Origin of the sequence: Shewanella sp. 3_MG-2023 (assembly GCF_030548765.1) — a bacterium.
Classification (GTDB): domain Bacteria; phylum Pseudomonadota; class Gammaproteobacteria; order Enterobacterales; family Shewanellaceae; genus Shewanella.
The window spans coordinates 1-20,508 of record NZ_JAUOSH010000012.1 but is presented as its reverse complement, the minus strand read 5'-3'; the positions used below and the strand labels follow the sequence as shown (position 1 = coordinate 20,508).

Sequence of the window (20,508 nt, the reverse complement as noted above, 5' to 3'; positions counted from 1 at the left end):
ATAGCTACATGTTACTTTTTCTTTTTTGCCTTCGGGTTTGGCAAATCAGTAATTGAACCTTCATAAACTTCAGCCGCAAGACCTACAGATTCATGTAACGTTGGGTGAGCATGGATGGTTAAGGCTAAATCTTCAGCATCACAACCCATTTCAATTGCTAGGCCGATTTCGCCAAGTAATTCACCGCCATTAACACCAACGATAGCACCACCGATAACGCGATGAGTTTCTTTATCGAAGATGAGCTTGGTCATACCGTCACTTGCATCAGAAGCAATTGCGCGGCCACTTGCAGCCCATGGGAATGATGCCGTTTCATAGGCTACGCCCTGCTCTTTGGCTTCTTTCTCAGTAAGACCAACCCACGCGACTTCAGGGTCTGTGTATGCAATTGAAGGAATAACTTTAGGGTCAAAGAAGTGCTTAAGACCAGAAATAACTTCAGCAGCAACATGACCTTCATGCACACCTTTGTGCGCAAGCATTGGTTGGCCAACGATATCACCGATAGCGAAGATATTCGCAACGTTAGTACGCATTTGCTTATCAACATTGATAAAGCCACGCTCATCTACATTTACGCCAGCTTTTTCAGCGTCTAGGCCTTTTCCGTTTGGTGTACGACCAATAGCAACTAATACTGCGTCGTAACGAACTGGCTCAGATGGGGCTTTCTTACCTTCCATAGAAACATAAATGCCGTCTTCTTTCGCTTCAACTGCAGTTACTTTGGTTTCTAAGATTAAGTTAAACTTCTTCTTAATCTTTTTAGTATAAATTCGAACGATATCTTTATCAGCAGCAGGAATAACTTGGTCGAACATTTCAACTACGTCAATTTGGCTACCTAAAGACGAGTAAACCGTACCCATTTCTAGGCCGATAATACCGCCGCCCATCACTAATAACTTTTCAGGAACTTCTTTCAGTTCTAAAGCATCAGTTGAATCCCAAATACGTGGGTCTTCATGTGGGATAAATGGCAGTTTAATTGGACGAGAACCCGCTGCAATAATGGCATTATCAAAGTTAACCACTGTTACAGTGCCATCTTCAGCTGTCACTTCCATTGTATTTGGGCTAGTGAATTTACCTAAACCATTTACCACATCAACTTTACGCATTTTAGACATTCCGCCTAAACCGCCAGTCAGTTGACCTACTACTTTTTCTTTAAAGCCGCGTAACTTGTCTAAATCAATTTTAGGCTCACCAAAAACAACACCGTGATCGGCAACGGCTTTAGCTTCTTCAATGACTTTAGAGACGTGTAAAAGTGCTTTTGATGGGATACAACCCACGTTCAAACATACACCACCAAGGGTGCTAAAACGTTCTACAATCACAGTCTCTAGACCTAAATCTGCAGCGCGGAAAGCTGCTGAATAACCTGCTGGGCCGGCACCTAGTACTACTACCTGAGTTTTGATTTCGTTACTCATGTTTTCCTCTATTTTATCTATCGTTGGCGGAAAAACCGTCCAAACTGCAAAATGTGGTCAAATCTTGTAAGGTGGCCGCATTTTACCCTTTGTTTGATACTGATCACAATCCTAGTGATAAGAATAAAAAGGCCGCTCAATATGAGCAGCCTTTTTGTTTACAAAATTAGCGTACGAATATCGCTAAGAATGCTTGATAATGTCACGCTAAATCTGGCAGCCATTGCCCCATCAATCACACGGTGGTCGTATGATAACGATAGTGGCAACATCAACTTAGGTTCAAAATCAGTGCCATTCCACTTCGGCTTCATTTCTGATTTTGATACCCCAAGAATAGCCACATCAGGATAGTTAACGATTGGGGTAAATGCTGTACCACCAATGCCACCTAAACTAGAGATAGTAAAACAGCTACCTTGCATGTCTGCTGACTTCAGCTTGCCATCACGGGCACGAATTGAAATATCCGTTAACTCACGAGAAAGCTCTACAATGCCTTTCTTATCGACATCACGAACCACTGGCACCATTAATCCGTTTGGCGTATCAACCGCTACACCAATATGGAAATATTTCTTCTGGATTAACGACTCGCCATCAGGGCTTAAACTTGAGTTAAATACAGGGAATTCAGCCAGTGTTTTCGCCACGGCTTTCATCATAAATACTAACGGAGTAATTTTGTAATCCGCTTTCTTCTTAGCTGCAAGTGTATTTTGTTGTTTACGGAATGCTTCTAATTCAGTGATATCAGCTTCATCAAATTGGGTCACATGTGGAATCGTCACCCAGTTACGATGCAAGTTAGGTCCAGAAATTTTCTGGATACGGCTTAATGGCACTTCTTCCACTTCACCAAACTTACTGAAATCAACTTTAGGCGCTGCAATCACATTCAAACCACCCGCGCCACCAGCAACCGCTGTGGCAGCACTCGCTTTAGGTCGGCTAAGTTCATATTTAATGAAGGCTTGAACGTCTTCTTTCAGAATACGTCCTTTACGGCCAGAGCCTTTCACTTGGGTTAAATCAGCGCCAAATTCGCGCGCTAAGCGGCGAACTGCAGGTGATGCATGTACAGCACCGGTTTTAGGTTGGCTACCAGCACTTGGATGATGCGGCACAGGCGGCTTACTTGCTGGCACAGCGGTAACTGGTGCTGGTGTTGCTGCAGTAACTGCAGGAGCACTAGCTGCCGGAGCGGCTTGCAATGGAGCTGCAGGTGCGGTTGATTGCGTCTCAACCGTAGCAATAATGCTACCTTGAGATACTTTATCGCCAACATTAACCGTTAAACCAACCAGTTTTCCGGCAAATGGCGCTGGTACTTCCATGGTGGCTTTATCGGTTTCTAAGGTAATTAAACCTGTATCCACGTCAAGCATATCGCCAACAGCAACTAGCACTTCAATCACATCTACATCAGAGGCATCACCAATATCTGGTACTGCAACTTCTTTAACTTCAACAACCGATGTTGCAGGAGCAGAGCTTGCTGCAGGCGCTGATACTGCTTCAGCAACAGGCGCACTAGCACTAGTGCCTACTTCAAGCATCAGCACTAAAGAGCCTTGTGAAACCTTGTCGCCAACGTTCACTTTAAGTTCTTTCACCACACCTGCGGTTGGCGCAGGCACTTCCATGGTTGCTTTATCAGTTTCTAAGGTAATAAGCCCTGTGTCAGCTTCAATGGTTTCACCCACACTCACTAACACTTCGATAATATCAACATTATCAGCATCACCAATATCAGGCACATGCACTTCAATAACTTCAGTGCCACCCGCAACGGTTGCTGGCGCTTCTGCTACTGGAGCCGCGGTTTGAGCAGCAGCGGCTTGAACAGGCGCCGCTACCGGTGCAGCCACTTCAGCTGCAGGCGCTGGCGCATCGCCAGCCGCTTCTACAGAAAGTACCGCAATTAGCGAGCCTTCAGAAACGCTATCGCCCACAGCCACTTTCAGCTCAACTAATTTCCCAGCAAAGGGTGCTGGAATATCCATAGTCGCTTTATCCGTTTCAACTGTGATGATTGATGCTTCTTTTTCAAGCACTTCACCAATCTCAGCACAGATCTCAATAACCTGCACAGCATCAGTATCAAGGTTAGGAACCAAAACTTCTTTTAATTCAGCCATTTTGTTTCTCCCTATGCGAACTGTGGATTGATCTTATCAACGTCGATACCGTATTCAGTGATAGCTTTCGTTAGCACTTCTACAGGTAACTCTTTACGGTCAACAAGGGCTTTTAATGACGCGATAACAATGAACTTAGCGTCAACTTCAAAATGGTGACGTAAGTTTTCACGGCTATCACTGCGGCCAAAGCCGTCAGTACCTAGTACTTTATAATCAGTTGGAATGTAAGCACGTAATTGCTCACCATAAATCTTCATGTAATCCGTTGCTACAATAGCTGGCGCATCACTTGATAACACTTCAGAAATATAAGGCACTTTAGGCGTTTCAGTTGGGTGCAGCATGTTGTAACGCTCTGCAGCCTGACCATCACGGGTTAGCTCATTGAAGCTAGTCACGCTGTAAACGTCAGCAGTAATACCGAAGTCTTTCGATAATGCCACAGCCGCTTTACGTACTTGCTCTAAAATCGTGCCGCTACCCATTAACTGTACAGAGCCTTTACCTGAACCTTTAAGAGTTTCAAGCTTATAAATACCTTTAACGATACCTTCTTCGCTGCCTTCTGGCATCGCAAGCTGCTCATAGTTTTCGTTCATGGTAGTCAAGTAGTAGAACACGTCTTCTTGCTCGCCATACATGCGGCGAATACCGTCTTGTACAATCACTGCGATTTCATAACCATAAGTCGGGTCATAAGAAATACAGTTAGGAATCGTGTTAGCTAATACATGGCTATGACCATCTTGATGCTGCAAGCCTTCACCGTTTAGGGTTGTGCGACCTGAAGTACCACCGACCATAAAGCCGCGAGCACGCATATCACCAGCAGCCCATGCCATGTCACCAATACGTTGGAAACCAAACATTGAGTAGTAGATGTAGAACGGGATCATTGGGGTATCGTTAACTGAGTAACTGGTTGCCGCAGCAACCCAAGATGACATTGCACCTAACTCGTTAATCCCTTCTTGCAATACTTGACCGGTTTTATCTTCACGGTAGTAAGCAACTTGATCAGAATCTTGTGGCTCGTATTTTTGCCCTTCATGAGCGTAAATACCCACTTGACGGAATAAACCTTCCATACCAAAGGTACGCGCTTCATCAGGAATGATCGGTACGATTTGCTTGCCGATTTTCTTGTCTTTAAGCAATGCCGTTAAAATACGCACAAATGACATAGTGCTTGAGATTTCACGACCATTTGAGCCTTTAAGTACTGAATCAAAGATCTTTAATGGCGGCACTTCAATATCTTTAGAGAACTTTTCAAGACGCTTTGGCATAGCACCATGAAGGGCAGCACGGCGCTCTTTTAAGTATTTAACTTCTTCAGAATCAGCACCAGGATGATAGTAAGGAATATCTTCTAACTGATCATCGCTAATCGGGATATTAAAACGATCGCGGAAGTATTTAAGCGATTCAATGCCCATTTTCTTCACGTTATGGGCAATGTTTTTACCTTCGCCCGCATCGCCCATTCCGTAACCTTTAACTGTTTTAGCAAGGATTACTGTAGGACGGCCTTTAGTGTTTTTAGCATGTTGCAGCGCAGCATAAATCTTAACTGGATCATGGCCACCACGGTTTAAACGCCAAATGTCATCATCTGACATGTTAGCCACCATTTCAGCGGTTTCAGGGTATTTGCCAAAGAAATGCTCACGAGTGTACGCGCCACCTTTAGCTTTACAGTTCTGGTACTCACCATCTACGGTTTCTTCCATTAACTGTAATAACTTGCCGCTAGTATCACGTGCAAGTAATGGATCCCAGTAGCGCCCCCAAATCACTTTAACAGCTTCCCATCCTGCGCCGCGGAACTCGCCTTCAAGCTCTTGGATAATCTTACCGTTACCACGTACAGGGCCATCAAGACGCTGTAAGTTACAGTTAACAATAAAACATAAATTATCTAATTCTTCACGAGCTGCAAGCCCGATTGCACCTAATGTTTCAGGCTCATCACACTCACCATCACCTAAGAAACAGTAAACCGTTTGCTCAGAGCAATCTTTAATACCACGGTCAGTCAAATACTTAAGGAAACGTGCTTGATAAATCGCTTGAATAGGACCTAAGCCCATAGATACTGTCGGGAACTGCCAGTAATCAGGCATTAACTTGGGATGCGGGTATGAAGACAAACCTTTACCATCAACTTCTTGACGGAAATTGTTCATTTGGTCTTCAGTGATGCGGCCTTCAAGGAAAGAGCGAGAATAAATACCCGGTGCAATATGCCCTTGATAATAAACTAAATCGCCGCCGTCTTTTTCATTTGGAGCGCGGAAGAAGTGGTTAAAACACACATCATAAATAGTCGCACTAGAAGCAAAACTTGAAATGTGACCACCTAGCTCTAAATCTTTCTTAGAACCACGTAATACCATTGCAAGTGCATTCCAACGAACGATAGCACGAATGCGGCGTTCCATTTCCTGATTACCAGGCATATGTGGCTCTTGACCAGATGGAATCGTATTCAAATAAGCAGTGGTCGCTTTATATGGTAAATGTGTACCATTGCGGCGCGCTTTATCGATTAATTGTTCAAGTAGATAATGTGCACGTTCAGGGCCTTCTTGCTCTAATACGGCTTGCAGTGAATCTACCCATTCTTGAGTTTCTAATGGATCTAAGTCTTGTAGAATACCTTCAGACATGTCGCTGTCCTTTCTCTAGATACAGATAATTAATGTGTTTCGGTAAATTTATAATGCGTTTGATTATAAATCGGTATCAAACACCACTTTTTAAGCGGCGCAAGCTACGCTGTAACCGACTGTCTTCTTCCCTCACTGACAACATGACTTCCTCGATATAACTTAAATGTTCGTTCGAGGCTTCACGTGCCGCTTCAGGATCACGACGAATAATGGCAGCAAGCAGTGCTCGCCTATGTTCATTCGCCATGGTAGATGCTTCTTCGCGACGGCTTAAAAGCTCTAAATTTTGTGCCACGTTTTTGTGCAGCACAGGGGTTAAACTGAGTACAAGGTGTAACATCGCCACATTGTGTGACGCTTCGGCTACCGCACGGTAAAAACGCACAATGGCATCAGCCTGCGCTTCTACATCAACAGCCGCTTCAACTTCGTTAATTGAACGTTTAATGCTTTGCATATCGGCATCATTACCACGCAGCGCAGCAAAATAAGCCATCATGCCTTCAGTGGCATGACGAAACTCCAGTAAGTCGTACTGACTTTCTGAGTCGTTATGCATTAATTCAACGATAGGATCGGCAAGACTTTGCCAAAGTTGTTCTTTAACGTAGGTTCCGCCACCTTGGCGGCGCATTAGTAAGCCTTTGGCTTCTAACTTTTGAATCGCTTCACGTAATGAAGGGCGTGACACTTCAAATTGCAAAGCAAGCTCGCGCTCAGGCGGTAATTTTTGCCCAGGCTGTAAACTTCCTTCGAGGATCATGCGCTCTAATTGCTCCATGATCACATCTGAAATTTTCGGCTGAGTTATTTTGCTATAAGCCATTTGGGGCTCGGCTCCGTTGTCAATTGGTCTTACCAATTTATATGATATAGCGCACTTTATCAAATCAAACAATTGATGTCTAGTTAGACGAGCGTTGAATGGGTGTTAATTGAAGGTTTCAAACATCGCTACGCACTTTGAGCAAGAGCATAACGAAAAAAAACGTCTAAGAGGTTTGACCATCTCGGTGTTATCGCGCTAAAGCATTGATTGCCTTATTATCGCTATAACAAACTCATTTTAAGCTTAGATTGTAGCTATAAAAATCCGTTTTACACAGCACAATTTATAAAAACACTGTTTTAACTTATGATCATTATTTCGGCGGCTCAGGCCGCCCATCACCGCAATTAAAACTTATTAGCTAACCAAACCAAATATAGTCAGCACCGATAATACCGTAACCAGTAAAATAAAGTTTCTTTTGCTCAATGCAAGCAGTGCCAATGTGGGCTGAACGCAAACAGGGGCATCGCTTTGCTCAGGCATCACTTCAGCGGCTAAAGCGGTATAGGTAACAATATTTTTGGCGCTATTATTAGGGTTAAAAACCTGCTTCCGCCACTGTGAAATACCTGCAGCAAAGTGACCACTTAATACAAACCCAAAGCTAAATACTCGGCTCGGTAACCAATCGAATAAAAATAATAATTGATCAATAAATGGCATATCCAATTGCTGCTGCTGATTGTATTGCTGATAAAAACGCACCGAACAATAAAGCACTGCGCCAACAGGGCCAAAACAAATCAGATATAATGCCACCGCGCCATAATAGCGATAATTAACCCAAGCCACGGTTTTACCAATCTGCTGACCTAAGTCTTTTTCATCAACCGCATCTAAACATTCACTGCAATCGAGCTTTTCTGCATGGTGATAACAGGCTTGAACATCGCCGCGACAAGCCGCCAGCATATATTTTTTAAATGCCGCCCGTAAACTTTGGTGGCTAAAGCACACAATCGAAACCAGCATCCAGATCAATAAGGTGATCACATCGAAAAAAACACCATCTAGTAACAGCAGCACCAAAAACAGTGTCATTGCTGGCAGTAGCACCACAAAGGCAACCCAGCCAGCAGAATCTAATGCTTTATCTTTCCAAAATAATTGCTGGTATTTAGAAAGTAAATCATCAAATTGCCAATGTGCGGGTAACAGCTTTAAGCGCTCAACCATAATTGCAATTAACAATGAAAATAGTGCCATGGGACCTCTGCAAACAATCTAAAAAATATTGGGTTAAAGTAACACTAACATCATGACTTAGCCGTTAATGCAGTTAAATATCTTTGCCAATCAAAACTATCACCTGGATCGGTTTTGCGTCCAGGAGCAATATCACAATGTCCGACGATATTTGCTTGATTAAGCATAGGATATTGCGCAAACAACACCAAGGTTAATTGCACTAATTCGCGATATTGCGCATCGGTATAAGGGTCGCTATCTGTGCCTTCCATTTCAATGCCAATGGTAAAATCATTACAACCTTCTCGGCCATTAAAACACGAAACCCCAGCATGCCACGCTCGGTCATCACAGCTAACATACTGCACTAACTCACCATCGCGGCGAATTAAAAAGTGTGCCGACACTTCAAGCCCGGCAATATCAGCAAAACTTGGATCTGCATCCACCGCTAAACAGCCCTGAAATAAACCATCAATGTGCGGCAAGCCATAACAACCTGCAGGCAAACTAATATTATGAATAACTAAGCCGCTAACCTCATTATTAGGGCGCGGGTTAAAATGCGGTGATGGGCATAGCCGTGCACCTTGATGCCAGCCTGATTTCAATTGTGTATCCATAATTAATAATAAAATCTCAAGTAATGAATTAACCATGCCAGCGTGGCTGCAGTTTGCATCTCAACGAACCATCAGTAAGTCACCATTATCAGTGCCCAAAAAGCAAGCAACAAATACCTGCGATAAAAGATAAAAAAGCACCAAGGCTCGTCGCTGTAAAACCTTAAAATAATATTGCCCTAGCAGCCAACACAGTAACAGTTTGACTGCTATATTTTAAATTAACAACTGTGATAAAGTAATAGGCATATTGTTTCTCATTTTTTAAACATTGAGTTGGCCCAAGCAACTCAATTTAGTTGTAATTTCAAGGACATTCACATGATTGAAAATGACATCCGTCATGCCGTTAAAGCTGCACTTGATGAAGACCTAGGCCATACGCCAGCCCAAACCCCGCAAGATATGCTTAATGCCGATATTACCGCGCAACTTATTCCAGCAGATAAACATGCTGAAGCGGTGTTAATCACCCGTGAAGAAGGCGTTTTTTGCGGAAAAGCATGGGCAGAACAAGTATTTAATCAGCTCGGCGGTGATGTAGCCTTGCATTGGCATGTGGATGATGGCGACTTATTGGTTCCCAACCAGGTGTTATGTGAATTATCAGGCCCAGCAAGAGCCATCTTAACCGGTGAACGCACCGCGATGAACTTCATCCAAACCCTATCTGGTGTTGCCAGTCTCACTAAGCTTTATGTTAACAAGTTAGCTGATACCCACACTAAACTGCTCGATACCCGCAAAACCATTCCCGGCCTGCGCACCGCGCAAAAATATGCCGTAGCTTGTGGTGGCGGTAAAAACCATCGTATTGGTTTGTTTGATGCCTTCTTAATTAAAGAAAACCACATTATGGCTTGCGGCAATATCGAACTTGCAATAAAAACAGCCCGACAAGTAGCCGCTGACAAACCAGTTGAAGTGGAAGTAGAATCAATCGCCGAGCTAACCCAAGCGTTAGAAGCAGGTTCTGACATCATCATGCTCGATAATTTTGATGTCACCATGATGGTAGAAGCAGTAGCGCTTAATTCCAGCTATTTAGATCAAGGTAAAGGCGCAAAGCTGGAAGTATCCGGTAATGTCACCATCGACACCATTGCAGACTTTGCCAGAACCGGTGTTGACTACATCTCAGTTGGCGCACTCACTAAGCACGTTAAAGCCTTGGATTTATCCTTACGCTTTAAAAACTAATGTTAAGCTGAGCTTGATAAATCATTAGCCCAGTTAAATAGCAAGATAAGTCAGTAATCGCTAATAACAATCAAAACCAGCTATTTATAGCTGGTTTTTTTGCTCGCACTAAAAGCTTAGCTAAATAAGGCTGACTAAATAGACAGCGCAATGGCAGCCTTACAACAATTGTAGCCTTACTATAAGCCCTGTAGCTTGAATCAATAGCCACAAAGATTAAACTGATGCCCACCTTTGACCTTTGACCTTTGACAACTATCTCCCCCTAAGGGCTTAAATAACCTCCCTTAAAAGCTCAAACAACCTTACCACCAGAGCTAAAATACCTACATAAACCAAGCGCTATAACCTTACATTCTCTATGGTGTCATTTTTTTGACAAACAACAACCAAAGTCAAATTGACTAAATAACCGACTAAAAGTGTCAGTAATGTGCTGCAAAATCATTACAAACAGCAGCTTAAAACAACCTTTTTATCTTTTTAGCTAAAAAACTCGCCACAAGCTATTCCATTTTCAGCAACTTTATACTAACGTTTAGCTTAAATGAATGAAGCATCAGATTTAACTTTTAATAATCAGCTTTTCAACATGTTACAAATGTAACATTGAGTGAGCGAAAAATGATTTTTAAAAGAACAATGATAAATCAAACATTTTGTTAACAAACTGACCTTGCAGCACTTTGTTGACCCTAGTTACAGATTAGATAGCAATTTGTTAATGACTAGCCTATTCTGCTTTCGAGGTATTTAGTTGGACATATTGGTTTTACTGATCCGTTTTACAAGAACGGCTTGATTGTTCTTGATGAAATCATTCATTTAAAACCCTTTGTAGTTTTTAACAGTTATCACAGTCAATTGGGCCGAGCTAGTTAAACCGTAAGTTCTGCCCAGTAAACTGTAATGCAAACAACACTAGTAAATTAATGCCGACAGGTTGTGGTGACTAGGACACCACTCATAACAATTAAGGGCCTTTAACTGTTATGAGATTCAAGGATGACAACAAACCCGACGCAACACTAAAGCATCATAAGAGAGAGATAAAAAATGAAAAGCATTAACCAAATCAAAAACGCTAAGGGTTTTACTCTTATTGAATTAATGATCGTAGTAGCAATCATCGGTATTCTTGCAGCAATCGCATTGCCTGCTTATCAAGATTACACAGTGAAATCACAAGTAGGTTCTGCTTACTCTGAACTTAGCGCTTTAAAATCACAATTTGAAGTTGTTAAGAATGAAGGTAAAACACCTTCATTGACCGCTACTGATCCTGGCTATATAGGTCAAACTGCTGGTGGTGGCCGTTATTGCGCACTTGATGTTGATGCTACTAGTATTGAATGCAAAATTAAGAATTCAAATGCTGATAAAGCAAATGGTAAAACTTTAACTTTAAACAGAACGACTGAAGGTGTTTGGTCATGTGCTGTTGGTGGTGGTTTAGATGCCAAGTTTAAGCCTGGAAGCTGTAGCTAATAACTTTACATACTATAGGCCCAGCCTATGTTAAATATTACAGTTTGATGAAGTAAATATTTATTAAGCACCAAACGTTGATACGTTCGGTGCTTAATTTTATCTAAAAGTATTAAAGCTTGGTATGTCAGAACAAGCGGTATTTTGGCTTCACTTCCCACCAAAATCATACTAACAAAGTCAAATAACTAGAGTATTCCCTCTTTAGTCCCTCTCAATTATCACATCAATAATTTTTAAGTTGCCACAATATAAGGTTGCACTTAGATCATTATTTTAGTCAAATTTACCTAGAATAATACTTAAAACCCATCAAAAACTAATAGCACCATTTACCCAAAACCTTGGATGTCCAGTTTGCTTAAGCTCTTCATGATTATAACTAGATATCAATACAGTTGAAGCTATTAATATAGCAATGAAAAATATAACTCTATACCGAAGCCTCAACGGATAGCAGTTATCTTTTGCATTAGAAGCTGAAACTGCTGCAATCAAAATGGTTAGTAATAGCTGTGAAAACGGCATAACAATCACACCACTCAATAAAGAATATAGCACCGCCGACAGGATTGAAAAAACGAGGCAAATATCAAGCACATTAGCATTCATTTTCACTTTATCAAAAGCATTATGTAACCAGTTGAGTAAGCCCCCTAATATCAATAAAGCTAGCACCACCCCATATTCATACATTAACTGAATAATTGAATTATGGGGATGAGCATTTGCTAAGGGCCGACCTCCCAACCATGCATAACTCATCGGCCCAAAGCCTAACCAAGGGCTTTCTGGAATAAGTTTTATTGCATGAAGCCACATGTCTAACCTTCCCGAACTTGAAGTCCGAACTTGTAAACTGCTCTCGTTAAAAAAGATGAACGGAAGAGCTACAACAAAAATAAACCACAGTAAAACGGCATATATTAATGTTCTAAAAAAAAATGAAGTGACTAATGCTCTATGTTTTTTCGATAGATAAAATAAAATAACGCTAAAAGCGACTATTAGTGACAACATCGCCCCCCTAGCCTCCATTTGTAACAATACAAACCAATGAAGAGAAGCTAGGACTAATGAGACCAATTTGTATTTTTCAAGTTTTGAAAATAGAAAAGGCATTAGAAATATTGGGTATACCATTACCTGTAACTGATTTAAAAAACGAATATTGTCATATCCGACAATCAAACTATGTGAATCAAAACTATTGGCATCTAGGTAAAAAAACGAAAGGTTCAACAAATAAACAACAAAATGAAATGCAGAAAACCAAGCAGCAGCAAAAAACGTAAGTCGTGCGAGTTGTTCTTTAGATAACTGAAGAAAAATACTTTTGAATAGTACAAATATGGTAATCAAAAAACTTATATTTATCAGCTCAATCACGCCCCAATAGTAATGCTTACTTTGTAAGGCTGAAGCAAATGCTACCGCAAAAAAAACAGCTAAGGCGATTTGCTGTTTTTTTGAAGGTAGCATAATTGATAAATTTCTATTGCAAGTCGCAACCAAGACAGCGCACAAGGCAAACATAATGACCAAGAAACGCTTAGCATCATAAATGTATCCAACGTTTGTTAAGGTAGTGAATTGGTTCGCTAATACTGTTCCTAGCAAAAGCGTAATAACTAAAAGCAAAAGCTGTAGCACACTATAATTTTTGAATTGCATTTCTGGCCTAGGCGTTGTAAATAAATGAAAAAATAATGAGAACTCAATATCTAATGTTGTCATTAATTGATATTAACAACAAAATTGGTTGTATACTTGATTATCAAAGAGGCTCCATCAATTTTTTGTAAGCCCTAGTAAAAAGTAATTTTATACAGATAAGAGACAGCAAAGAGTGAAATATTGATTGTAACAGAATCTGTGTTACTGCAATTTAGTTAATATGCTTTTAGAGTTTAACGATGTATTTAATATTTATCCCTTAAATGACAAACTAATCAAAAGCAGTTAATATTCACTCACTTGGTAATAATTGGAGCACTCATGGCATCGACAAGTCTCAATTTAGGGCTTTCAACGACTTTTGTCAGAAAAAAATTACTTGACGAACAATTAATGTCTAATGTGATATTGCAGTCTCGTAAAACTAAACAGACTTTAGTAAGCACGATAATTGCCATGAAAGCGTTATCTGCGAGAGAAATTGCAGAAATGTGCTATGAAGAGTATGGTTCGCCGCTACTAGATATTGCAGAGTTCGATCTCGCCAATATCCCCGAAGACATACTCAATAAAAAACTCATCGCTAATCATCGCTGCCTGCCGTTATTTAAACGCGGTAACCGTTTATATATAGCCACTTCAGATCCGACCAATATCGCCGCCCTCGAAGACTTCCAATTCAGTCTCGGTTTACACGCTGAAGCCATTATTGTTGAAGATGATAAATTACATATAGCCCTAGAAAAAGTCCTTGAAGATGATATTTCAGGCCTCGGCCTCGATGGCATGGATGAAAATGCACTTGCTGGCATTGAAGTCTCTGATAATGATAAACGCAATGAAGAACCTGAAGCAGAAAGCAGTGATGATGCCCCAATAGTCATTTATATTAATAAAATCCTTACTGACGCTATTCGTAAAGGCGCCTCTGATTTACATTTTGAGCCCTATGAAAAGCGCTATCGCATTCGTTTTCGCATCGACGGTATTTTGCACGAAGTATCTGAACCACCGGTTAATCTTTCTAACAGGCTATCCGCTCGCTTAAAGGTGATGTCAAAGCTTGATATTGCCGAGCGCCGCGTGCCCCAAGATGGCCGCATAAAAATGAAACTGTCACGCACCAAATCAATCGATTTTCGTGTCAGCACCCTGCCCACTATTTGGGGCGAAAAAATTGTAATGCGTATTTTGGACTCATCTTCAGCGCAATTAGGCATTGAAAAGCTCGGTTATGACGATGACCAACGTGAGCTTTATGAGCAAATGCTCGCCAAACCTCAGGGAATGATATTAGTAACAGGCCCAACGGGTTCTGGTAAAACCGTATCCCTATATACTGGCCTTAATATCCTCAATACTGAAGAACGTAATATCTCCACCGCTGAAGATCCGGTAGAGATTAACTTAGAAGGCGTTAATCAGGTTCACATTAATCTAAAAGCCGGCTTAACCTTCGCATCTGCATTACGCTCATTTTTACGTCAAGACCCTGATGTGGTCATGGTGGGTGAAATCCGTGATTTAGAAACCGCAGAAATTGCCATTAAAGCTGCCCAAACTGGTCACTTGGTGTTATCCACCTTGCATACTAACTCAGCTGCCGAAACCTTAACTCGCCTAATAAATATGGGCGTACCGGGTTACAACATCGCCAGTTCGGTGAACCTGATTATTGCTCAGCGCCTTGCCAGACGCCTATGCCCTGAATGCAAAGCACCTGAAGATGTGCCCGAAGCAGAATTAAAACGCCTAGGCTTTACTGACGAAAATATAAGTTCTAACTTTACGGTGTATAAACCTGTCGGCTGTGAGCATTGCTCGGGCGGTTATAAAGGCCGTGTGGGTATATATGAAGTGATGAAAATGACCGATGAGATTGCCAGAACTATTATGGAAGGCGGTAACTCACTGCAAATAGCCAAACAGGCCAAGGCCAATGGTATGCGTGATTTAAGACTCTCAGGCTTACTTAAAGTCACCCAAGGCATTACTAGCATTGCCGAAGTGAATCGTGTTACCAGTTTTAACTAAAGCAACCAAGCAGTTTTATAACAAATTGCTTAACAACAGAATTGTCAAATAAAAACAAAAAGGATTTGCTTGATGGCAACTGCAACCCTAAGAAGAAAGCAAAAGAGCAAAAAAGATATCAAGCACCAACCTAAGGTGTTCACTTTTGAATGGAAAGGTGTCAATCGTGATGGTCAACGTACTTCAGGAGAATTACGTGGCAGTAGTATTGCTGAAATTCGCAGTGTTTTAAAAGCCCAAGGCGTCACCCCCAAAGGGGTCAGAAAAAAGTCAGCCTCTTTATTTAAGTCTGAGAAAAAGATCACTGCAATGGATATTGCCATGATCACCCGTCAAATATCGACCATGCTAGCAGCCGGTGTGCCACTAGTAACCACCATTGAGCTGCTCGGTCGTGGCCATGAAAAAGCCAAGGTACGTGAGTTACTCGGCACCATTGTCACTGATGTTCAATCAGGTATTCCTTTATCGGATGCACTAAGACCGCATCGACAATACTTTGATGATTTGTATGTTGATTTAGTGGCGGCGGGTGAACACTCAGGTTCACTAGATGCGGTGTTTGACAGGATTGCTACCTACCGCGAAAAAGCTGAACAATTAAAATCAAAAATCAAAAAAGCCATGTTTTATCCTGCTGCTGTAGTTATTGTCGCTATAGCCGTAACGGTTTTATTATTGTTATTTGTAGTGCCACAGTTCGAAGAGATTTTTAATGGTTTTGGCGCTGAATTACCTGCATTCACTCAATTGATTATTAACATCTCAGAGTGGTTGCAAAGTTCTTGGTATTATTTTGCCATTGCCATAATCGTTGGGATTTACTTGTTTAAACGAGCCCATCGAAACTCACAAGCATTCCGTGACCGAGTGGATGAATTGCTGCTAAAAATTCCCGCTATTGGTGACATTTTACATAAAGCGGCCATGTCACGTTTTGCCCGCACCTTAGCCACCACGTTTGCCGCCGGTGTACCCCTTATCGATGGCTTAGAATCTGCTGCAGGCGCCTCCGGCAATGCAGTTTATAAAAAAGCCTTATTAAAAGTCCGCCAAGAAGTGATGGCAGGCATGCAAATGAATGTGGCTATGCGCACCACAGGTTTATTCCCTGACATGCTCATTCAAATGGTGATGATCGGTGAAGAGTCTGGCGGCCTAGATGAAATGCTCAATAAAGTGGCCAACATCTATGAAATGCAGGTAGATGATGCCGTTGATGGTTTATCAAGCCTGATTGAGCCCATTATGATGGTAGTTATTGGTACTATCGTCGGCGGCTTAATTATCGGTATGTACTTGCCAATATTTGAAATGGGTAATGTTGTTGGTTAATACCACAATGTAATAATGTAAAATTAAAATAAGAATTAAAATAAGAATCAAATGACCGAATTTTTCGAAATCTTTACCACTAGCATGAGCCAATATCCTTGGCTCTTCATGCTTATTAGCTTTATTTTTGCTGCCACTATTGGCAGCTTTTTAAATGTTGTCATTCATCGTTTTCCAGTAATGATGAAGCGTGAATGGCAAACTGAATGTAATTATTATTTATCTGAATATCACCCTGACATAGTAAAAGAGATAGGTGAAACAAGATTAACTAAGCCCATTGACCACTTCCCTAAAAAATACAATTTAGTGGTGCCAAATTCTGCCTGCCCCAAATGTAAAACTAACATTAAGGCTTGGCATAATTTACCGGTTTTGGGTTGGATACTACTTAAAGGCAAGTGCGCCAGTTGTAACACGGCAATTAGCCCCCGCTACCCTATCATTGAATTTATTACCGGAGCCCTAATTGCCACCTTAGCTTGGCATTTTGGTCCAACATGGCAGTTTTTATTCGCCTCCATATTAACCTTTGTGCTAGTTGCCCTTACAGGTATCGACGTAGATGAAATGTTGCTACCAGATCAACTTACACTACCCATTTTGTGGTTAGGCTTAATCATTAACCTCAATGGCGTATTTACCAGCCCTACCGATGCCATTATTGGCGCTGCGGCAGGTTATTTAAGTTTGTGGTCAGTTTTTTGGTTATTTAAGCTGGCAACAGGCAAAGAAGGCATGGGATATGGTGACTTCAAATTATTAGCCGTATTTGGCGCTTGGCTTGGCTGGCAGTATTTACCCCTTATCATCTTACTATCATCATTAGTCGGTGCTATTGTGGGTATCACCCTAATCATTTTTAAAAAGTTAGCCAAAGGCAATCCAATTCCATTTGGGCCTTATATTGCCATTGCTGGCTGGGTAGCGTTAATCTGGGGACAAGACATCATAAACTGGTATCTAAGCACTCTATAACCAGTTATTAACTCCTGTGTGTGAGAAATTTATGAGTAACTTCATTGTTGGCCTAACAGGTGGTATTGGCTCAGGTAAAACCACCGTGGCAAACTTATTTGCAGATTTAGACATCGAACTCGTTGATGCCGATATCATTGCCCGGCAAGTGGTCGCCAAAGGCTCAGCAGGCTTACAACAAATACAGCAGCATTTTGGCGCCAGTGTATTACTCGACACCGGCGAACTTAATCGCCCTGCGCTGCGTGAAAAGGTATTCAATCAGCCCGAACAGAGATTGTGGCTCAATAATCTGTTACATCCCATGATACGCCAGCAAATGCTTCAAGCAGTAGCAGATGCTAAATCAATATATGTAATTATGGTTGTACCCTTGCTATTTGAGAATGGGTTAGATAGGTTAGTCAATACAACTTTAGTGGTGGATATTCCACCACACCAACAAATAGCAAGAACAGCTAAACGAGATGGTGTTGATTCAACCCAAGTTGAACAAATAATTAATAGTCAGATAGATAGAGAGCAAAGATTACAAAAAGCTGACGCTATCATTGATAATACCCAGACACCTGAAGCACTTCGTCACACTGTTCAGTTATTACATCAGCAATATTTAGATAAAGCATCTCAAGATAATAATAATGAATGATGACCTGATTTATGAGCAACCATTAAACGAAAAAACTAGAAGCTACTTACGCCTTGAGTATTTAGCTGATCAGCTCGAGCTACACACAAAATCAGATCATCAACATCATTGTTTTTACCCATTATTTTCATTATCAGAACTAACAGATCGCTGTGACTATCGTTCCGACATCTTAAAAGATATCGACAAACAACTTATCTTGTTAGAAAAGTGGCATGCTTTACCTCATGTTAATAAAATTCAAATCCAACGTATTATTGATCAGCTGATTCAAGCAAAAGCACCGCTACAAACCAACGAAAGAATAGGTTGCCATTTAAAGCAAGACAGATTTATTGCCGCACTAAAACAACGATTTGGTATGCCAGGTGCTTGTTGTAATTTCGACTTACCGCAACTGCATTTCTGGTTATCAAAACCATGGGATGAAAGACAGCAAGATTTAAAAACATGGATAGCCCATTACCTGCCCATTTTAGAACCCATTAAAATACTCCTCGATTTAACAAGAAGTACTGCAGAATTTAGAAGCGCTGAAGCTGAACAAGGTTTCTTGCAAGGAAACAGTCCACACCCTCTGACACTTGTTCGAGTAAAAATCAAAAGCAAAGAAGGTTGTTACCCCACAATTAGTGGTCACAAAAATCGCTATGCCATTCATTTTGTCAATTTTGACAACCAAAAACATACTGACAAAAAAGTAAAATTCAAACTGGCTACTTGCAACTAAATTCTTTAATATCACCAAGAATTTTACAGCGAGGAATCTTATGTCTATTTCAGTTAAATGCCCAATCTGCCAGACTCAAGTAGAGTGGAGTCAAGAATCTAAATTCAAACCATTTTGCAGTGAACGTTGTAAATTAATCGACCTCGGCGATTGGGCCAGCGAAAAACATGCTATTCCCGTTAAGCCAGAGTTTGACCATGAAATGTTAGATTCTGAAGGTTTTGACGAAGGCGACTTCTTTAAACACTAATCACCTCCTCCACTCAAGCGAGCATTCTAATGAAAAGAGTCAATGTTGCCGTCGGCATAATCATCAATGACCAACAACAAGTTTTATTAGCTAAGAGGCACGCACACCTGCACCAAGGTGATAAGTGGGAATTCCCAGGTGGTAAGGTCGAAGTAAATGAAACGGTCTCACAAGCATTAATTAGAGAGCTAAAAGAAGAAGTAAACCTAACAGTTAATACAACTGAGCCTTTTATGGTCATTTCACATGATTACCCAGATAAGCAAGTGCTTCTTCAGATCCACCTAGTGAAAGACTTTACAGGCACTGCCAGTGGTGTTGAAGGCCAAAAAATTGAATGGGTTAATAAAACCAATCTAACTAGTTTTGATTTCCCTGAAGCCAATATCCCCATCCTTAAGAGGTTACTCGCGTAACAGCAACAGTTCCATCGCTATTAGAAAGTATATAAAGCACTATGTTAATGAGTGCTTTAATCAATTATTCTAAACAACAGTGAAACCACAATCCTTTAGCTGCTCTAGCTATGTAATTCACAGACACCACTAACAATTGTTTATAGCAAAAAAATCATAATAGATATCAGCCACTAACTCATGTTCACTATTATCCTAAAAGCGAACAACAATAGCCTTCTTAATCCAGATTAAGCGCTTGGCGCTATTTAGCTGCGGATAAGTATTTCGCGTTTCATGTTTGTATAAAGTGTTGCTTTATAACCACAGACATTACCCCCCTACTTTTACATGGGGATTCGTCCACACTCACCACTCACCACTCACCACTCACCACTCACCACTCACGATATTATCTAGCAGCTAATAACTCAAGTTATCAGCGTTAGGATTTATTCTTTTTGCCCCAAACGAAAAAAGCCCTGACTGTTAAGTCAGGGCTTTATCGACTCTCTTACGAGAAATTAGGCGCTTGGCGATGACCTACTTTCACATGGGGAGACCCCACACTATCATCGGCGCGATTGCGTTTCACTACTGAGTTCGGGATGGGATCAGGTGGTACCACAATGCTATTGTCACCAAGCAAATTCTTGCTTTATCTACCGCAAATGCAGTAAATAATAATTCGGAAAGCTGTTTGAGTTCTTTTACTTTATCAAGTGCTTAAATTCTATCACTAAGTCTTTTGTAATAAATCTAGTTACCATCAACTCAGATAAAACTCATCTGGGTTGTATGGTTAAGCCTCACGAGTCATTAGTACAGGTTAGCTCAACGCCTCACAACGCTTACACACCCTGCCTAT

General features: G+C 41.1%; 16 protein-coding genes and 1 rRNA gene. 9 read left to right on the top strand and 8 right to left on the bottom strand.

From position 1 onward, the window contains the following. Positions 1-11: 11 nt before the first annotated feature. From lpdA to ampD, 6 genes are all read right to left on the bottom strand, one after another. Positions 12-1,442, bottom strand: a complete 1,431-nt coding sequence (gene lpdA, locus Q4591_RS08720; RefSeq protein ID WP_102475443.1) for a dihydrolipoyl dehydrogenase — start codon at positions 1,440-1,442, stop codon at positions 12-14. A gap of 158 nt (positions 1,443-1,600) precedes the next feature. Further along, positions 1,601-3,583, bottom strand: coding sequence for a dihydrolipoyllysine-residue acetyltransferase (gene aceF, locus Q4591_RS08715; protein ID WP_303460577.1), 1,983 nt, complete (start codon positions 3,581-3,583; stop codon positions 1,601-1,603). 11 nt (positions 3,584-3,594) lie between these two features. Next, a complete protein-coding gene (aceE, locus tag Q4591_RS08710) occupies positions 3,595-6,258 on the bottom strand; it encodes a pyruvate dehydrogenase (acetyl-transferring), homodimeric type (RefSeq protein WP_102440031.1) in 2,664 nt (887 codons plus the stop codon). A gap of 76 nt (positions 6,259-6,334) precedes the next feature. Continuing rightward, positions 6,335-7,087, bottom strand: coding sequence for a pyruvate dehydrogenase complex transcriptional repressor PdhR (gene pdhR, locus Q4591_RS08705; RefSeq protein WP_076538482.1), 753 nt, complete (start codon positions 7,085-7,087; stop codon positions 6,335-6,337). Between the two features lie 360 nt (positions 7,088-7,447). Continuing rightward, positions 7,448-8,299 (bottom strand): beta-lactamase regulator AmpE, encoded by an 852-nt coding sequence (ampE, locus tag Q4591_RS08700; protein ID WP_303460575.1) that lies wholly within the window; start codon positions 8,297-8,299, stop codon positions 7,448-7,450. A gap of 50 nt (positions 8,300-8,349) precedes the next feature. Continuing rightward, positions 8,350-8,904, bottom strand: coding sequence for a 1,6-anhydro-N-acetylmuramyl-L-alanine amidase AmpD (gene ampD / locus Q4591_RS08695; protein ID WP_102440050.1), 555 nt, complete (start codon positions 8,902-8,904; stop codon positions 8,350-8,352). Between the two features lie 321 nt (positions 8,905-9,225). Here ampD and nadC point away from each other — a divergent pair, with 321 nt between their 5' ends. Continuing rightward, positions 9,226-10,104, top strand: a complete 879-nt coding sequence (nadC, locus tag Q4591_RS08690; RefSeq protein ID WP_102440033.1) for a carboxylating nicotinate-nucleotide diphosphorylase — start codon at positions 9,226-9,228, stop codon at positions 10,102-10,104. A gap of 1,056 nt (positions 10,105-11,160) precedes the next feature. After that, positions 11,161-11,592: a pilin gene (locus tag Q4591_RS08685; protein ID WP_303460573.1), complete on the top strand. Its 432-nt coding sequence runs from the start codon at positions 11,161-11,163 to the stop codon at positions 11,590-11,592. A 312-nt stretch (positions 11,593-11,904) separates the two neighbouring features. Here Q4591_RS08685 and Q4591_RS08680 read toward each other — a convergent pair whose 3' ends face one another. Then, positions 11,905-13,329, bottom strand: coding sequence for an O-antigen ligase (locus Q4591_RS08680; protein WP_303460570.1), 1,425 nt, complete (start codon positions 13,327-13,329; stop codon positions 11,905-11,907). 261 nt (positions 13,330-13,590) lie between these two features. Between Q4591_RS08680 and pilB the strand changes: the two genes are divergently transcribed. The 7 genes from pilB (at position 13,591) to mutT (ending at position 19,661) form a co-directional block, all read left to right on the top strand. Then, the gene (gene pilB / locus Q4591_RS08675; protein WP_303460566.1) at positions 13,591-15,303 is read left to right on the top strand and encodes a type IV-A pilus assembly ATPase PilB; all 1,713 of its coding nucleotides are present in this window, start codon (positions 13,591-13,593) and stop codon (positions 15,301-15,303) included. Between the two features lie 72 nt (positions 15,304-15,375). Continuing rightward, complete coding sequence (locus tag Q4591_RS08670; RefSeq protein ID WP_303460563.1) at positions 15,376-16,638, top strand: type II secretion system F family protein; 1,263 nt, start codon at positions 15,376-15,378, stop codon at positions 16,636-16,638. 51 nt (positions 16,639-16,689) lie between these two features. Next, the gene (locus Q4591_RS08665) at positions 16,690-17,616 is read left to right on the top strand and encodes an A24 family peptidase (protein WP_303460561.1); all 927 of its coding nucleotides are present in this window, start codon (positions 16,690-16,692) and stop codon (positions 17,614-17,616) included. A 31-nt stretch (positions 17,617-17,647) separates the two neighbouring features. Continuing rightward, the gene (gene coaE, locus Q4591_RS08660) at positions 17,648-18,265 is read left to right on the top strand and encodes a dephospho-CoA kinase (protein ID WP_102440039.1); all 618 of its coding nucleotides are present in this window, start codon (positions 17,648-17,650) and stop codon (positions 18,263-18,265) included. Further along, positions 18,258-18,995, top strand: a complete 738-nt coding sequence (gene zapD, locus Q4591_RS08655) for a cell division protein ZapD (protein ID WP_303460557.1) — start codon at positions 18,258-18,260, stop codon at positions 18,993-18,995. Before coaE ends, zapD begins: the two co-directional genes overlap by 8 nt. Before the next feature lie 40 nt (positions 18,996-19,035). Beyond that, positions 19,036-19,245 (top strand): DNA gyrase inhibitor YacG, encoded by a 210-nt coding sequence (gene yacG, locus Q4591_RS08650; RefSeq protein WP_102440041.1) that lies wholly within the window; start codon positions 19,036-19,038, stop codon positions 19,243-19,245. Between the two features lie 29 nt (positions 19,246-19,274). Beyond that, complete coding sequence (gene mutT, locus Q4591_RS08645) at positions 19,275-19,661, top strand: 8-oxo-dGTP diphosphatase MutT (protein WP_102440042.1); 387 nt, start codon at positions 19,275-19,277, stop codon at positions 19,659-19,661. A 509-nt stretch (positions 19,662-20,170) separates the two neighbouring features. On the opposite strand, the gene rrf is transcribed toward mutT, so the two are convergent. Further along, positions 20,171-20,286, bottom strand: a 5S ribosomal RNA gene (rrf, locus tag Q4591_RS08640). Positions 20,287-20,508 lie beyond the last annotated feature (222 nt).

What these genes read in the sequence shown, in the direction of transcription:
- pilB (WP_303460566.1), top strand. Translation starts at nt 13,591, where the DNA reads ATGGCATCGACAAGTCTCAATTTAGGGCTTTCAACGACTTTTGTCAGA.
- ampD (WP_102440050.1), bottom strand. Translation starts at nt 8,904, where the DNA reads ATGGATACACAATTGAAATCAGGCTGGCATCAAGGTGCACGGCTATGC.
- Q4591_RS08665 (WP_303460561.1), top strand. Translation starts at nt 16,690, where the DNA reads ATGACCGAATTTTTCGAAATCTTTACCACTAGCATGAGCCAATATCCT.
- Q4591_RS08685 (WP_303460573.1), top strand. Translation starts at nt 11,161, where the DNA reads ATGAAAAGCATTAACCAAATCAAAAACGCTAAGGGTTTTACTCTTATT.
- pdhR (WP_076538482.1), bottom strand. Translation starts at nt 7,087, where the DNA reads ATGGCTTATAGCAAAATAACTCAGCCGAAAATTTCAGATGTGATCATG.
- Q4591_RS08670 (WP_303460563.1), top strand. Translation starts at nt 15,376, where the DNA reads ATGGCAACTGCAACCCTAAGAAGAAAGCAAAAGAGCAAAAAAGATATC.
- aceF (WP_303460577.1), bottom strand. Translation starts at nt 3,583, where the DNA reads ATGGCTGAATTAAAAGAAGTTTTGGTTCCTAACCTTGATACTGATGCT.
- mutT (WP_102440042.1), top strand. Translation starts at nt 19,275, where the DNA reads ATGAAAAGAGTCAATGTTGCCGTCGGCATAATCATCAATGACCAACAA.
- zapD (WP_303460557.1), top strand. Translation starts at nt 18,258, where the DNA reads ATGAATGATGACCTGATTTATGAGCAACCATTAAACGAAAAAACTAGA.
- coaE (WP_102440039.1), top strand. Translation starts at nt 17,648, where the DNA reads ATGAGTAACTTCATTGTTGGCCTAACAGGTGGTATTGGCTCAGGTAAA.
- yacG (WP_102440041.1), top strand. Translation starts at nt 19,036, where the DNA reads ATGTCTATTTCAGTTAAATGCCCAATCTGCCAGACTCAAGTAGAGTGG.
- Q4591_RS08680 (WP_303460570.1), bottom strand. Translation starts at nt 13,329, where the DNA reads ATGACAACATTAGATATTGAGTTCTCATTATTTTTTCATTTATTTACA.
- ampE (WP_303460575.1), bottom strand. Translation starts at nt 8,299, where the DNA reads ATGGCACTATTTTCATTGTTAATTGCAATTATGGTTGAGCGCTTAAAG.
- lpdA (WP_102475443.1), bottom strand. Translation starts at nt 1,442, where the DNA reads ATGAGTAACGAAATCAAAACTCAGGTAGTAGTACTAGGTGCCGGCCCA.
- nadC (WP_102440033.1), top strand. Translation starts at nt 9,226, where the DNA reads ATGATTGAAAATGACATCCGTCATGCCGTTAAAGCTGCACTTGATGAA.
- aceE (WP_102440031.1), bottom strand. Translation starts at nt 6,258, where the DNA reads ATGTCTGAAGGTATTCTACAAGACTTAGATCCATTAGAAACTCAAGAA.